The organism is Nitrospirillum karajorum (assembly GCF_036348415.1).
GTDB classification, from domain to species: domain Bacteria; phylum Pseudomonadota; class Alphaproteobacteria; order Azospirillales; family Azospirillaceae; genus Nitrospirillum; species Nitrospirillum amazonense_B.
Map to the genome: position 1 here is coordinate 1,400,597 of NZ_JAZBQB010000001.1, position 15,083 is coordinate 1,415,679.

A 15,083-nucleotide genomic window follows, 5' to 3' on the forward strand; every position below is an offset into this window, starting at 1 on the left:
GCGCGGGGGGCATCCCATGAAGGTGCTGTTGGTTGAGGATAACGAACGGGTGGCGCGCTTCGTCGTGAAGGGACTGCGCGAGGCGGGCCACACCGTGGAGCATGTCGACAACGGGCGGGACGGCATGTTCCAGGCGACCGGCGAACCGTTCGACGTCATTGTCATGGATCGCATGCTGCCGGGTGACATTGATGGCCTGACCATCATCGAGACCCTGCGCAAGATGGGCACCCAGACGCCGGTGCTGATCCTGAGCGCGCTCAGCAGCGTGGATGAGCGCATCAAGGGCCTGCGCAGCGGCGGCGACGACTACCTGACCAAGCCCTTCGCCTTCGGCGAGCTGCTGGCCCGGCTGGACGCGCTGATGCGCCGGTCGCCTACCGGCGCCGTGCCGGAAACCAGCCTGGCGGTGGGGGATTTGCGCATGAACCTGCTGTCGCGCAAGGTCACGCGGGGGGAGCGCGCCATCGCCCTGCAGAACCAGGAGTTCAAGCTGCTGGAATACCTGATGCGGCATGTCGACCAGGTGGTTACCCGCACCATGCTGCTGGAAGGCGTCTGGGGCTATCACTTCGATCCCCAGACCAACGTGGTCGACGTGCACATCAGCAAGCTGCGCCAGAAGATCGAGGGGGAGGGGGAGCCGCCGCTGCTGCGCACGGTGCGCAATGCCGGCTACATGATGACGGCCGGGGGCTGACATGGCGCCCGCCCCCGTCCTGCCCCTGCGCTCCTCCGCCTTCACCCTGGCGTTCAGCTATGTGCTGCTGGGGCTGGTGACCCTGGTGCTGTTCGCCGCCCCCCTGGGCTATGCCTGGCGGGTGACCATCGACGATGGGCGCACCGAGATATTGCAGGAGGATGCGCAGCGCTTCGCCGAGGTGTTCCGCCAGCGCGGGCCCGACGGGCTGGCGGCCTTTCTCAATGAACGCATGGGCATGCAGATCGCGGCGGAGCGCATCCTGTTGCTGACCGATCCGGCCCACACCGTGCTGGCCGGCAACATGCCGGCCTGGCCCGGGGACGTGCCCGAGCGTGCGGGCGCCTATACCGCGCCCCTGACGTTCAATGGCAAGACGATACAGGCGCGGCTGGTCCATATGGTGCTGCCCGGCGGCTATCACCTGCTGGTGGCGCGGGACATGGCCCACTTCCGCCCCCTGGAGCAGCGGTTCTGGTACAGTTTGCTGGCGGCTATGGGCGTGCTGCTGCTGCTGGGCATGCTGGGCGGCTTCCTTATCCGCCGCGCCGTGCTGCGCCGCATCGATGAGCTGAGCCGCACCGTCACCGGCATCGTCCAGGGCGACCTCTCGCGGCGCCTGCCCACCGCCCGGGGGCAGGATGAGTTCAACACCCTGTCGCGCACCATCAACGGCATGCTGGACCAGATCGAGCACCTGGTGCACGGCGTGCGCAACGTCTCCAACGCCATCGCCCACGATCTGCGCACCCCCTTGGCGGAGTTGCGCTCGCGCCTGGAGGAGGTCAGCGTCACCCGCCCGCCCCTGGCCGACACCTATGCCGAGGTGGACGGGGCCGTGGCTGACGTCGACCGCGTCATCGGCATTTTCAACGCCCTTTTGCGCCTGGCGGAGATCGACACCGGCGCCCGCCGCTCCGGATTCGCCGAGGTCAACGTGGCGGAGGTGGCGGCGGGGGCCGTGGAGTTCTACCTGCCGGCGGCGGAGGTGAAGGGCGTTTCCCTGGCCTTCCAGGGGGACACGGGCATGGCGACCATCCTGGGCGACCCCGTCCTGCTGGCCCAGGCGGTGGGCAACCTGATCGACAACGCCCTGAAGTTCACGCCCGAGGGCGGCACCATCGTGGTGTGGGTCGCCAGCGGCGCCGACGGCAAGGTCGAGATGTCGGTCATCGACAACGGCCCCGGCATCCCTGATGAGGAGAAGCCGCGGGTGACGGAGCGCTTTTATCGCGGCGACGCCGGCCGGGGCACCCCCGGCGTGGGCCTGGGCCTCAGTCTGGTCAGCGCCGTCGCCAAGCTGCACGGCGGCGCCTTCGACCTGGCGGACAATCATCCGGGGCTTCGGGCCCGGATGCGGTTGGCTTAAGGGAACATCCGGCGGGCGTACTCCTCCACCTCTGCCATGCGTCGGGGCAGGATTTGGCCGTAGATTTCATCCACCCGCTGCCTCACCTCTGGCCGTGCCAGCTCGGGGCGACCGCCGGCGAAGGGCGGTTCGGGCGCGTATTCCAGCATTAGCAACAGGGCTTCCGCCGCGTCGCGTCCCACGATCTCGGCGGCCACGGTGAAGGCGAAGTCCAGGCCGGCGGTGACGCCGCCGCCGGTGATGATGGTGCCGTCGCGGACCACGCGGCCGGCGTCGGGAATAGCGCCGAACCGCGCCAGCTGGCCGCGCCAGGCCCAATGGCAGGCCGCCCGCTTGCCCTTCAGCAAACCGGCCCCCGCCAGGACCAGAGCCCCGGTGCAGACCGAGGTCAGATAGCGGGCGCCGGCGGCCAGGCGGCGCACCTGGGCCATGGTTTCGGCGTCGTTCAGCACGGCGGCGATGCCCATGCCGCCGGGGATGAACAGCAGATCGCAGGCTGGAATGTCGGCCAGCCGCTCCGTTCCCTCGAACCGCAGGCCTTCGTGAGAGGCGATGGTGCCGCCGGTGGCGGATGCCACACGGGTGGTGATGCCGGGCAGGCGGCTGAACACCTGGTGCGGGGCGGTGAAGTCCAGTTGGGTCATCAGGGGAAAGACGACTTCCACGACGGTGAAGGCGGCCTGGCTCATGGGAGGGCTCCGGGCTCAAGGGGAGGGCGGTGCCAACGGTGCCCTCGACAGGCGTTGGCAGCAATGCCATAAATCCCTCCTTTTCTGCCAATGAGGACAGCGCCCATGGCCCGCACCATCGCCTTCCTGGCTTATCCCGGCTTTCAGATCCTGGATGTCACCGGGCCCCTGGCGGCGTTTGAGATCGCGGGCCGTTACGCCCGCCAGCCCTATGACATCCGCGTCATGGCGCTGCAGGCCGGGCCGGTCGCCAGTTCGTCCGGCGTCCTGCTGATGGCGGGGCCGCTGGTGGACCCGGCGCAGGTGGACACGCTGGTGGTGGCCGGCGGCGATGGCGTGAACGCCGCCAGTGCGGAGCCTGCCCTGCTGGATTATGCCCGCGCCGTGGCGGGACATGCCCGGCGGGTCACCAGCGTTTGCTCCGGCACCTTCCTGCTGGCGACCGCCGGCCTGCTGGACGGGCGGCGGGTCACCACGCATTGGTACCGCACCAGTTCCTTTGCCCGGCGCTTTCCCCAGGTGCGGCTGGAGCCCGACCGCATCTTCATCCGCGACGGCGCCTTTTGGACGTCGGCCGGTATCACCGCCGGCATCGACCTGGCGCTGGCTCTGGTGGCGGAGGACCAGGGCGAGGCCATCGCGCGGCGCACGGCCCGGCAACTTGTCGTGCCCTACCGCCGCCAGGGCGGGCAGTCGCAATTCTCCACCTTGCTGGAGATGCAGGGCGCCAGCAGCCGCTTCGGCGACTTGCTGGCCTGGGTGCGGGACAATTTGTCCCGGCCGTTGACGGTCGAGGACCTGGCGGCCCAGGCGGCCATGAGCCCTCGCAATTTCGCCCGCGCCTTCGTCGCCGAACAGGGCGTCACCCCGGCCAAGGCGGTGGAGCAGTTGCGGCTGGAGGTGGCACGGGATTTGGTGGAAGAAAGCCCCGCGTCCCTGGACCGTATCGCCCTCGAAACGGGCTTTGGCGATACCGAACGCATGCGCCGGGCCTTCATCCGCACCTTCGGCGCGCCACCGCAGGCCATCCGCAGGTCGGCCTAGGTCCGCTCCAGAGCAGGATCATCTCCTGCTCTGGACGAAGGCGGTTGCCCTTTAAAGGTGCAGACGCGCAAAACTTCTCGCACATGCAAAAATTTGGCGTTCCGCCGTCCCGAAATCTGATCTAGTCTGTTCCTTAATGGGGCTGGCCTTGACCGCCCCTATAACAGACATGACAGTGCGAGGGGGCAATGAACTCCACACAGTATGCTGGCATGCGCGCAATTGAGCAGTCGGGCAAACAAACGAAGTTTGTCTATAGGATTGTTGCTTTCACCGCAATATTTGTGGCCTTGGCGTTCAGTGTACTGGGATACGTCATTTATTCTGTATCCAGCGATACTCTAACCACGCAAATCAATACACAGATCAAGTCAACCGGCGAGTCGGCCGCCGATGGTATCCAGAAGTGGCTGATGGGCCGCGTTTCGCTGGTGCGGAACCTGGCCGATGACGTGGCGGCCGGCGACGGCGCCCATGTCATGAACCTGCTGCAGGGACCGACGCTGAGCGGCACTTTCAGCCCCGTCTATTACGGCGACGCCGCCGGCGTCTTCACCATGGTCCCGGCGCTGGATCTGCCACCCGGCTATGATCCGCGCCAGCGCGGCTGGTACAAGGCCGCCGATGCCGCGCGGCAAACCATCATGACGCAGCCGTATGTCAGCGCGTCGGGCGGCAATCTGGTGCTGACCATCGCCAGCCCCGTCATGAAGAATGGCGTCTTGGCGGGCGTGGCCGCCGGCGATTTGGACCTGGACATGGTCAAGACCTTCCTCAAGTCCTTCGACCTGGGCGGCAACGGCCAGGTGTTCCTGATCGACGGCGACGGCACGGTGCTGGTCCACCCCGACAAGGACCGGGTGATGAAGAAGCTGGCCGACGGCTTCGACATCCAGAAGCACCTGGGCCGCACGCCGGAGCAGGAGGGCGACACCCTGGTCTCCTTCTATCCCATCAAGGATTTGCCGTCGGCCCGGTGGTACGTGGGCGTGACCATGGACGCGGCCAAGGCCTTCGGGCCCCTGCGCTCGCTGGGCATGCTGATCCTGCTGGCCACGGGCGGCACGGTGGCGGTGCTGGTGGTGTTGCTGGGCTTCGTGACCTATCGCCTGGTGGCGCGGCCCATCGATGAGATCACCGGCACCATGATCGCGCTTAGCGAGGGGGCCATCGACGTGCCCACGCCCGCGGTGGAACGGCGGGATGAGATCGGCGCCATGGCCCGGGCGCTGGAGGTGTTCAAGCGCAACGCGACCGAGGTGGCGAAGCTGCACCAGGAACGCACCCAGATGCAGGAGGAGGCGGAGCGCAAGCGTCGCGCCCTGGCGGAACGGCTGGCCAGCGATTTCGAGGCCAACGTCTCCTCCGTCCTGAAGCTGGTGTCCCAGGCCAGCGGGCAGGTGGATGCGCAGAGCAATCACCTGGCGGCGGGACTGGCCGACGCGCGCCGCAGCAGCGACGCCGTGCGCGCGGCGACGGATGAGACGTCCAGCAGCGTGGAGACGGTGGCGGTGGCGGCGGAGCAGCTGTCCGCCTCCATCGGGGAAATCGCCACGCGCGTGACCCAAAGCGCCGAGATCGCCACCGACACGGCCACCCGCGCCGAAACCGCCCGCCAGACCATCGAGCATCTGGCCGGCCAGATGGAGAAGATCACGGAGATCGTGAACCTGATCACCCAGATCGCCAGCCAGACCAACCTGCTGGCCCTCAACGCCACCATCGAGGCGGCGCGGGCGGGGGAGGCGGGCAAGGGCTTCGCCGTCGTGGCGTCGGAGGTCAAGAGCCTGGCCAACCAGACCGCCAAGGCGACGGAGGACATCACGGCGCAGATCGAGGCGACGCAGCAGGCCAGCAGCCGGGCGGTGGCCGAGGTCCGCTCCATCGCCGAGGTGTCGGCCCGCGCGCAGGAGGTGGCGGCCAACATCGCCTCCGCCGTGGAACAGCAGGGGGCGGCGACGCGGGAAATCTCGCAGAACGCCAGCATCGTCGCCCGCGGCACCCGGGCCGTCACCACCAACATCCATGCCGTCAGCGATGTGGTGGTGGATAGCGCCGACCGCGCCAGCCACGTGCTGGGCACCGCCGGCGAACTGGCGCAGCAACTGAAGGCCCTGGACGAACAGGTCAGCCGCTTCGTCACCGCTGTGCGGGCGGCGTGATATACGCTCGCGCTGTGTGACGGGGATATGACAAGCGCTTGTTTTTAAAAAGTTAACTTGGGTACGGCTGGCGATAGGGCACACTTTCCCCCACCATCGGGTCGGGATGTAAGGGGGGTGCCAGCCGTGCCGGTTTTCCAGAACCTTTCCCTGCGGCTGCGTATCATGCTGCCGCTGTTGGCCGTCACCGCGCTGGGCATCGCCAGCCTGATCGCCTACGCCGTGCACGTGCAGGTCAGCGCCAGCGAGGAGGCCGCGCGCCGCCTGATGACGGAAATGGCGGCAAGTCAGTCCCGCCAGATCGTGGGCGTGATCGACGACGCCCTGGCCGCCGCCCGTACCGATGCCGCCTGGACCGCCTCTCTCATCCAAGACGGGGGACTGGACCGCGCCGCCTATGGCCGGGCGCTGAACCGGGTGCTGGACGCCAACCCCGACATCACCGGTATCTATGCCGGGCTTGAACCCAACGCCGATGGTGGTGACGCCCGTTACAAGGGCACAGCCCAGGGGGACGCCGACGGACGGCTGATGCTGTACGCCTACCGCCACGCCGATGGCGGCACGGGGGTGGAAACCACGCCCATGACGGGCGATCCGGCGGAGGAAAACTGGTACCACCGCCCCCTGCGGGAGCGGCGGGAAGCGGTGACACCGCCCTATTTCTATGAGGTGGGCCAGACCCGGGTGCTGATGACCACGGTCGTGGCGCCCATCCTGGTGGACGGTAAGGCGCTGGGCGTGGCCACCGCCGATCTCAGCCTGAAGCGCATCCAGGCCGACGTCGGGGCCCTGCGGCCCTGGGGGAACGGCTACGCCCTGCTGGTGTCCAGCCCGCCCGCCCGGAAGGATGGGACGCGGGATAGCGGCCAATGGATCGCCAACCCGGATGCCGCCCGGCTGGGCCAGCCCGTCCAGGAGGCGTGGGCGCGCGACCTGTTGGCCGCCGTGGCGGACGGCAAGCCGCACGAGGGCGCCTTCCGCGACCCGGTGACCAAGGCGGAGATGGTGGTGGTCATGGTGCCGGTGCGGTTCGGCCGGGCGGGGGAGGTCTGGGGCTTCGCCGTCGCCGCCCCGCGCGACACCCTGCTGGCCGGCGTCTGGGCCACGCGGGACCGCCTGATGGGTGTGGGTGGGTTGGTTCTGGCCATCGTCTGCGGCCTGGCGGCCGTGATCGGCACCAGCCTGTCGCGGCCCTTGCAGGTCATGACGGCCGTCATGGGGCGGCTGGCCGGCGGTGATACCGACGTGGCCGTGCCCGCGCGCGAGCGGGGGGATGAGATCGGCGCCATGTCGCGGGCGGTGCAGGTGTTCAAGGAACAGGCCCTGCATGTGGCGGATCTGCGGGCGCGGCAGCAGGCGCTGGAGGCGCAGGCGGCGGCGGAACGGCACCAGGCTCTGATGGGCGTGGCCGCCAATTTCGAGAGTGAGGTCGCCACCCTGGTGAGGGCCTTGGGCCAGGCGGTGGACACCATGACCGGCGTCGCCGACGGCCTGAACCACACGGCGGCCCGTGTGGTGCGCGAGGCCGACGAGATGCAGGGGGAGGCGCAGCAGGCCTCGGCCAACGTGCAGACCATCGCCGCGGCGACGGAGCAGTTGTCCGCCGCCAGCGACGAGATCGCCGCCCAGGCCGTGCGGGCGGCGGAGATCGCGGCGGAGGCGGTGGGCCAGGCGGAGAGGAACGGCGACCGCATGCGCCAGTTGGACCAGGCGGCGCAGCGCATCGGCGAAATCGTGGACCTGATCAGCGCCGTGGCCGGCCAAACCAACCTGCTGGCCCTCAATGCCACCATCGAGGCCGCCCGCGCCGGCGAGGCGGGCAAGGGCTTCGCCGTCGTGGCGGGTGAGGTCAAGGCGCTGGCGACCCAGACGGCCAAGGCCACAGGCGACATCGCGGACCAGGTGGGCGGGGTGCAGACGGCGACGGTGGAGGCGGTGGCCGCCATCGACGCCGTCATCGCCACCGTCCGCACCATCGCCGAGATCGCCGGCCGCATCGCCGGGGCGGTGCAGCAGCAGGGTGCGGCCACGCTGGAGATCAGCCGCAACATCCAGCAGGTTTCCATGGGCACGGCGGCGGTCAGCCAGCGCATCACCACCGTCAGCGGCGCCATGGCCGAGGCGGGCGACGGTGCCGGACAGGTGTTACGCGCCGCCCAGGATCTGTCCCGCGATGCCCGGGGGCTGGACCGGCAGGTCGACAGTTTCCTGGCCGTTCTGCGCGCCAACGGCTGAGCTTTGCGCCTTCGGCGTTTCGATCAAGGGCACAAACAGGCGCCCGCCGGGTTCCTCCGCCAGTCATCACCCGGCGGAGGAAGTCATGAGCCAGGAAACCGACAAGAACCACACCGACAACCCCGACGCCGTGCCCCCCGGCACATCCGGTGCCGGTGAGAACACCTGTCGTCGCTGCCGCGGCACCGGCAGGGTGGACGGTGCGCCCTGTCCTGACTGCGGCGGCACCGGCCGGGTTGTGACGCCGGTGGGCGGCGGCTGAGGTCGCTGCCGCCTGAGGTCCGTACCATCCCAGGTCCCCGCTGGCGGCCGGCCGGCAAACGTGACAGGCTGGCGTCTGGTGCGGGAGCGGGGCCCGGACCTCACAAGAACACGGCACATGGGACCCACATGACCTCACGTTTGCACCGGGCGGCGTTCGCGCTGGCCCTGACGCTTGGCGTTGCGCCCTGCGCGCTGGCCGATACCGCTTCCCCCGCCACGCCGGAGGCCGTGGCCCCCGCCCGCACCTTGACGCCGCGCGACGCCTTCGCCCTGTCTCAGGCCAAGGACGTGCAGATCAGCCCGGACGGCAAGCGCATCGCCTACACCCGCTCGTCCGAGGACATCCTGGCCGATAACGCCCGCAATGAGATCTGGCTGGTGGATGTCGCCAGCGGCCAGCAGGTGCCTCTGGGCGTGCCGGGCAGCAGCCGGGCGCGCTGGTCGCCGGACGGCACCCGCCTCGCCTACGTCGCCAAGGGGCCGGGTGACAAGCCGCAGATCTGGGTGCGCTGGTTATCGGGCGGGGGCAGTGGCACCGGTGCCGCCCTAACCGCCCTGCCGGAAGCCCCGTCCGACATCGCCTGGTCGCCGGACGGCAAGCAGATCGGCTTCACCATGTTCGTGCCGGAGGAGGGGGCCAGCCTGGGCTCCCCCTGGCGGCGCCGGAGGGGGCGAAGTGGGCCGACCCCATCAAGGTCATCACCCAAATCAACTACCGTGAGGATGGCGAGGGCTATGTCCGTCCCGGCTTCAACCACATCTTCGTGGTGCCGGCGGATGGCGGGGCGCCGCGCCAACTGACCAGCGGCGCGTACGACGATGGCGGCGCCCTGTCGTGGATGCCTGATGGCCGCCACATCGTGTTCAGCACCAACCACGGCAAGGATTGGGAACGCGACCCCCTGAACTCCGACATCTTTTCCGTCGATACCACCACCGGCGGCCTGACCCAGCTGACCACCCGCCATGGGCCGGACCAGGAACCGGTGGTGTCGCCGGATGGCAAGCGCATCGCCTTCGTCGGCTTCGACGACAAGGAACTGGGCTATCAGAACAGCGTGCTGTCGGTCATGAACGCTGACGGCACGGACGTGCGCGCGCTCACCGCCGGGTTCGACCGCGACCTGGGCAGCCCGCGCTGGGCGGCGGACGGCCGGTCCATCTACGCGACCTATACCGACCAGGGCGTCACCAAGGTCGCCCGCGTCACCCTGGACGGTAAGATCACGACCGTAGCCGAAGGCTTGGCGGGCAGTGAGCTGGACCGCCCCTATTCCGGTGGCGGCTTCACCGTCGCCAAGGACGGCGCGGTAGCCTTCCCCTGGGGTGATCCCACCCATCCAGCCGATGTTGGCCTCAGCACCGGCCCGGGGGAGCAGAAGCGCCTGACCACCCTGAACGCCAGCCTGTTCGCCGGCAAGGCCCTGGCCAAGGTGCAGCCGCTGCCCGTGACGTCCAGCGCCGGGGGCCTGCCCATCGGCGCCTGGATGGTGACGCCGCCGGACTTCAACCCAGCCAAGAGGTACCCGCTGATCCTGGAAATCCATGGCGGGCCCTTCGCCAGCTACGGCCCCGTCTGGTCGACGCAGGATCAGCTCTACGCCGCCGCCGGCTACATCGTCGTCTACGCCAACCCGCGCGGCTCGACCTCCTATGGCGAAAGCTTCGCCAACCAGATTCACCACAACTACCCGTCCCAGGATTATGACGACCTGATGAGCGTGGTGGACGCGGCCATCGCCAAGGGCTCGGTCGATCCCAACAACCTGTTCGTCACCGGCGGCTCCGGTGGCGGGGTGCTGACGGCCTGGATCGTGGGCAAGACCGACCGCTTCAAGGCGGCGGTGACGCAGAAGCCGGTGATCAACTGGACCAGCGAGGTGCTGACCGTCGACGGCTTCACCTTCATGGCCAAATACTGGTTCGGCAAGATGCCGTGGGAGGATCCCGAGCAATATTGGCGCCGCTCCCCCCTGAGCCTGGTGGGCAACGTCAAGACGCCTACGGCGGTGATGGTGGGCGAGGAAGACCACCGCACGCCCCCCAGTGAGGCGGAGCAGTACTACGCCGCCCTGCAGCTGCGCAGCATCCCCACGGCCCTGATCCGCGTGCCCGGCGCCAGCCACGGCGGCCTGGCCGAACGCCCGTCGCAACTGGTGGGCGAGACCAACGCCATCCTGGCTTGGTTCAAGAAGTACCGGACGGACGTCCAGCAATAAGCGCCGCATCCATGTGAGGAAAAGCCCCGGCCAGGTCGCCCTGGCCGGGGCTTTTTGTCAGGCCGCCGTCCTCATTCCGCCAGTACCGCCCTGGGGTAATGCGGCACTTCCTGAGGCGCCGCCGCTCCGTCCGCCTTCACCCGGAACCACAGGGCGTAGAGGGCGGGCAGGAACACCAGGATCAGCACCGTGCCCACGGCCGTGCCGCCGATCAGCACATAGGCCATGGACCCCCAGAACACCGACTGGGTCAGGGGGATGAAGGCCAGCACGGCGGCCAGGGCCGTCAGGATGACGGGCCGTGCCCGCTGCACCGTGGCCTCGATCACCGCGTGGTAGGGCGACAGCCCTTCCTCCTGGTTGGTGTGGATCTGGCCGATCAGGATCAGGGTGTTGCGCATCAGGATGCCCGACAGGCCGATCAAGCCCAGGATGGCGTTGAAGCCGAAGGGCTGGTGGAAGATCAGCAGGACGGGCACCGCCCCCACCAGGCCCAGGGGCCCGGTCAGGAACACCATGGCCATGGCCGACAGCGACCGGGTCTGCAGCACCAGAACCAGCAGGATCAGCGCCGCCATGACGGGGAAGATGGGCGCCAGCGCGGCGTTGGCCTTGCCCGCTTCCTCGATATTGCCGCCCATGTCGATGTGATAGCCGGCGGGCAGCTTGGCGATGGTGGGGGCCAGGGCCTTCTCGATGGCCATCGACACCTGGGGCGGCTGCAGCGCGTCGTCGATGTCGGCCTGCACGGTGATGGTCGGCACGCGGTCGCGGCGGCGCAGGATGGGCTCCTCCGCCCGCACTTCCACATGGCCGATCTGGCTCAAGGGCACCAGGCGGCCGTCGGCGCTGGTCAGGGTCATGTCGCCCAGGCGGGCGGGGTCCAGGCGGTCTGGGCCGGCGCTGCGCGCCGTCACCTGCACCACGCGGATATCCTCGCGCACCTCGGTCACCGGGGCGCCGGTCAGCAGGAACTGGAGCTGCTGTGCTGCGTCGCTGGGGTTCAGGCCGATCAGCCGCAGGCGATCCTGGTCCAGCACGAAGTGCAGGGTGGGCGTGCGCTCGCCCCAGTCCTGGTTCACCAGGCGGGTGTCGGGGTTGGCCCGCATGACGGTTTGCACCTGGTCCGCGATGCCGCGCAGCACGCCCAAATCTGGACCGGAAACCCGGAACATGACGGGGAAGCGCGAGGGCGGACCGAACACCAGCTGCGTCACCCGCACCCGGGCCTCCGGCGCCAGGCCATCGGCGATCGCCTGGCGCAGCTTGTCCTTCAGCCGGTCGCGCGCCTTATCGTCCGGGGTCAGGACGATCATCTTGGCGAAGGACGGGTCGGGCAGCTCGGGGTTGTAGGACAGGAAGAAGCGGGGCGCGCCCTGGCCGACATAGGTGGAGACGATCTTGGCCTCCGGCTGTCGCCGCACCCAGTCCTCCACCTTCTTCATTGCCGCCGCCGTGGCCTCGATGCTGGTGCCCTCGGGCATCTGCACCTCCGCCATGATCTCCGGCCGGTCGGAGGTGGGGAAGAACTGCTGCTTGACGAAGCCCATGCCCGCGCCGGCCAGCAGGAAGGCGCCGACCACGGCTAGGGCCACCCGGCCGCGATGGTCCACCGCCCAGGTGATCAGGCGGCGCAGTTGCTGATAGCGCGGGGTGGCGTAGATGGCGGCGTGCCCGCCCGGGATGGGCCGGATATTGGGCAGCAGCTTCACACCCAGGTAGGGCGTGAACACAACCGCCACCACCCAGGAGGTGATCAGGGCGAAGCCCACGATCCAGAAGATGTTGCCGGCGTATTCCCCCGCGGTCGATTGGGCGAAGCCCACGGGCGTGAAGCCGATGATGGTGACCAGGGTGCCGGACAGCATGGGGGCGGCCGTGTGGCTCCAGGCGTAGGCGGCGGCCTTGATGCGGTCGTACCCCTCCTCCAGCTTCACCACCATGATCTCAATGGCGATGATGGCGTCATCCACCAGCAGGCCCAGGGAGATGATCAGGGCGCCCAGGGTGATGCGGTCGAAGGCGCGGCCCGTGAGCTGCATGATGACGAAGACGGCGGCCAGGGTCAGGGGCACGGCGGCCGCGACCACGATGCCGACGCGCCAGCCCAGGCTGGTCAGGCTGACGAACATCACCACGGCCAGGGCCACGAAGAACTTCAGCATGAACTCACCCACCGCCTCGTGGATGTTCACCGCCTGGTCGCTGACCTTGGAGAGCGTCAGGCCCACCGGCAGCTCGGCGGCGATCCGCGCCTCCTCCGCGTCCAGCGCCTTGCCCAGTTCCAGGCCGTTCCAGCCGTCCTGCATGACCACGCCCAGGGCCAGTGCCGGCTCGCCGTCATGGCGGATGAGATAGGTGGGCGGGTCCTCATAACCGCGCTTGACCTCGGCCACGTCAGCCAGGCGGAAGGTGCGGCCGCCCGCGACGATGGGGGTGTCACGAATCTTCTCCAGGTCATCATAGGCGCCGTCCAGGCGGATGAAGACCTGGGGGCCGTCGGTGTCGATGGACCCGGCGGGCGTCACCGTGTTCTGCCGGGCGAGCGCGTCGAAGATGTCGCGGGCGCTGATGCCCAGGGTGGCCAGGCGGGCGTAGGTGAAGTCGACGAAGATGCGTTCCGGCCGTTCGCCCAGGATGTCCACCTTCTTCACGCCCGGCACATGCAGCAGGCGCTGGCGCAGGGCTTCCGCCTCGCGGGTCAGTTGACGGGCCGGCATGCCCGGCGCCTTCACCGCGTACACGGCGAAGTCGGTGTCGGCGTATTCGTCGTTCACGAAGGGGCCGAGCGTGCCGGATGGCAGGGTGCGGGCCTGGTCCCCCAGCTTCTTGCGCGCCTGGTAGAACTGCTCGGCCACGGCCGACGGCGGGGTCTTGTCCTGCAGGGACAGGGTCATCAGCACCATGCCCGGCCGGGTGAAGGTCTCCACCCTGTCGTACCAGCGCAGCTCCTGCAGGCGCTTCTCCAAGGGTTCGGCCACCAGGTCTTGCATCTCCTGCGCCGTGGCGCCGGGCCAGACGGCGCTGACCGTCAGGACCTTGATGGTGAAGGGCGGGTCTTCGGCGCGGCCCAGCTTCAGGAAGGCGTAGACGCCGGACAGGGTGATGGCCACCAGCAGGAACAGGGTGATGGCCCGCTCCCGCACCGCCAGGGCGGACAGGTTGAAGCCGCTCATTTGCCGCTCTCCTTCGCCACGGCCACCGTCTGGGCGACGCGCACGCGCTCGCCTTCATGCAGGAAATGGCCGCCCAGGGCCACGACCCGTTCGCCAGCCGTCACGCCACCCAGCAGGATGGCGTCCTCGGCCCCCAGTTGGCCCACCTTGACCGGGCGGAAGGTGATGGTGGCCCGGCTATCGCTGATGGGGCCACCGCTGAGGGGGGCACCGCTGACGGGGTCGCCGCCGGCCGCCGGCGTCAGTACCCAGACACCAGGGCCCTTGCCCTCGTCAACCAGGGCGCCCAGCGGAATGGAAACGGGCGGCGTGTCATCGCGCCCCTGCGCCAGGCGCACCGTGACAGTGGCCCCCAGCGGGGCCTGCGCGGCGGAACCGTCCAGGACGTAACGGGCCTCATAGGTCCGGGTCTGGACGTCGGCCGCGTCCGACAGCTGGCGCAGGGTCGCCGTGACCTGGGCGGTGCCGCCGTACAGCGTGGCGCTGGCGGTGGAGCCCACGGCCGGGCGCATGGTTTCCGGCAGGTTCACCGACGCCTCACGCGGGCCGGCGTGGGCCAGCCGCACCACGATCTGGCCGGCGGTGACCACTTGGCCCGGCTCGGCCGCCGTGTCCATGACGGTGCCATCGGCATCCGCCACCAGGGTGGTATAGGCGCTGTCGTCCTGCGCCACCCTCAATTGGGCTTGAGCCGCGTCCAGTTGGGCCTGGGCGCTGTCGGCGGCGGCCTTCTTCTGGTCGTAGGCGGAGGGGGAGACGGCGCCGTTGCCCACCAGGGCGCGATAGCGCACCTCGTCCGCCCGGGCCTGGGTCAGCGTGGCCTTGGCCATGGCCACCTGGCCCTGCTGGGTGGTGATGGCGTGCAGGTAATCGGTGTTGTCCATCCGCATCAGCGGTTGGCCGGCCTTCACCGTCTGGCCGGGGTCGACCAGGCGTTGCGTCACCTTGCCGGCCACGCGGAAGCCCAGGCCGCTCTGCACCTTGGCGGTGATGACGCCGACGAAGGCCCGCTCGTCACGGGCGGCCGGCTGGGCTGTGGCCACGCGCACTAGGCGGTCGGCCGTGCGCGGGTCGGGGGCAGGCTTGTCACAGGCGGAAAGCGAGGTGCCGGCCAGGGCCAAGGCGGCGAGGGGCAGCAGACGGGCAGACAAGGACAAGCGCATGGCGAAGCTCCAACCCTGAGGGAGCTTCGACCATACTTACGAGTGACGATTTAGTCAAT

The 15,083-nt window shown here is 69.1% G+C and carries 11 protein-coding genes; 8 read left to right on the plus strand and 3 right to left on the minus strand.

Going from position 1 to position 15,083, the window contains the following annotated elements; all coding sequences use genetic code 11:
* Nucleotides 1-16: 16 nt before the first annotated feature.
* Both UCD39_RS06130 and UCD39_RS06135 read left to right on the plus strand, forming a co-directional pair.
* Complete coding sequence (locus tag UCD39_RS06130) at nucleotides 17-700, plus strand: response regulator transcription factor (RefSeq protein WP_330495170.1); 684 nt, start codon at nucleotides 17-19, stop codon at nucleotides 698-700.
* 1 nt (nucleotide 701) lies between these two features.
* A complete protein-coding gene (locus tag UCD39_RS06135; RefSeq protein ID WP_330495171.1) occupies nucleotides 702-2,069 on the plus strand; it encodes a sensor histidine kinase in 1,368 nt (455 codons plus the stop codon).
* Here the strand turns inward: UCD39_RS06135 and UCD39_RS06140 are convergent.
* Nucleotides 2,066-2,758: a DJ-1/PfpI family protein gene (locus UCD39_RS06140; RefSeq protein ID WP_330495172.1), complete on the minus strand. Its 693-nt coding sequence runs from the start codon at nucleotides 2,756-2,758 to the stop codon at nucleotides 2,066-2,068. The two genes, UCD39_RS06135 and UCD39_RS06140, sit on opposite strands and share 4 nt — an antisense overlap.
* Nucleotides 2,759-2,863: 105 nt before the next feature.
* On the opposite strand from UCD39_RS06140, the gene UCD39_RS06145 reads away from it, so the two are divergent.
* The 6 genes from UCD39_RS06145 (at nucleotide 2,864) to UCD39_RS06170 (ending at nucleotide 10,685) form a co-directional block, all read left to right on the plus strand.
* Nucleotides 2,864-3,802 carry a GlxA family transcriptional regulator gene (locus tag UCD39_RS06145; protein ID WP_330495173.1) on the plus strand — a complete coding sequence of 313 codons (939 nt, stop codon included), beginning with the start codon at nucleotides 2,864-2,866 and terminating at the stop codon, nucleotides 3,800-3,802.
* 212 nt (nucleotides 3,803-4,014) lie between these two features.
* Nucleotides 4,015-5,964, plus strand: coding sequence for a methyl-accepting chemotaxis protein (locus UCD39_RS06150; RefSeq protein WP_330495174.1), 1,950 nt, complete (start codon nucleotides 4,015-4,017; stop codon nucleotides 5,962-5,964).
* Nucleotides 5,965-6,090: 126 nt separating this feature from the next.
* A complete protein-coding gene (locus UCD39_RS06155) occupies nucleotides 6,091-8,202 on the plus strand; it encodes a methyl-accepting chemotaxis protein (protein ID WP_330495175.1) in 2,112 nt (703 codons plus the stop codon).
* A gap of 85 nt (nucleotides 8,203-8,287) precedes the next feature.
* A complete protein-coding gene (locus UCD39_RS06160) occupies nucleotides 8,288-8,464 on the plus strand; it encodes a hypothetical protein (protein WP_330495176.1) in 177 nt (58 codons plus the stop codon).
* Nucleotides 8,465-8,592: 128 nt separating this feature from the next.
* Nucleotides 8,593-9,267, plus strand: a complete 675-nt coding sequence (locus UCD39_RS06165) for a TolB family protein (RefSeq protein WP_330495177.1) — start codon at nucleotides 8,593-8,595, stop codon at nucleotides 9,265-9,267.
* The gene (locus UCD39_RS06170) at nucleotides 9,231-10,685 is read left to right on the plus strand and encodes a S9 family peptidase (RefSeq protein WP_330495178.1); all 1,455 of its coding nucleotides are present in this window, start codon (nucleotides 9,231-9,233) and stop codon (nucleotides 10,683-10,685) included. Before UCD39_RS06165 ends, UCD39_RS06170 begins: the two co-directional genes overlap by 37 nt.
* Nucleotides 10,686-10,756: 71 nt before the next feature.
* Here UCD39_RS06170 and UCD39_RS06175 read toward each other — a convergent pair whose 3' ends face one another.
* Together UCD39_RS06175 and UCD39_RS06180 are read right to left on the minus strand one after the other, a co-directional pair.
* The gene (locus tag UCD39_RS06175) at nucleotides 10,757-13,861 is read right to left on the minus strand and encodes an efflux RND transporter permease subunit (RefSeq protein WP_330495179.1); all 3,105 of its coding nucleotides are present in this window, start codon (nucleotides 13,859-13,861) and stop codon (nucleotides 10,757-10,759) included.
* Nucleotides 13,858-15,024, minus strand: coding sequence for an efflux RND transporter periplasmic adaptor subunit (locus tag UCD39_RS06180; RefSeq protein WP_330495180.1), 1,167 nt, complete (start codon nucleotides 15,022-15,024; stop codon nucleotides 13,858-13,860). The genes UCD39_RS06175 and UCD39_RS06180 overlap by 4 nt, the downstream gene beginning before the upstream one ends.
* Nucleotides 15,025-15,083: the final 59 nt, after the last annotated feature.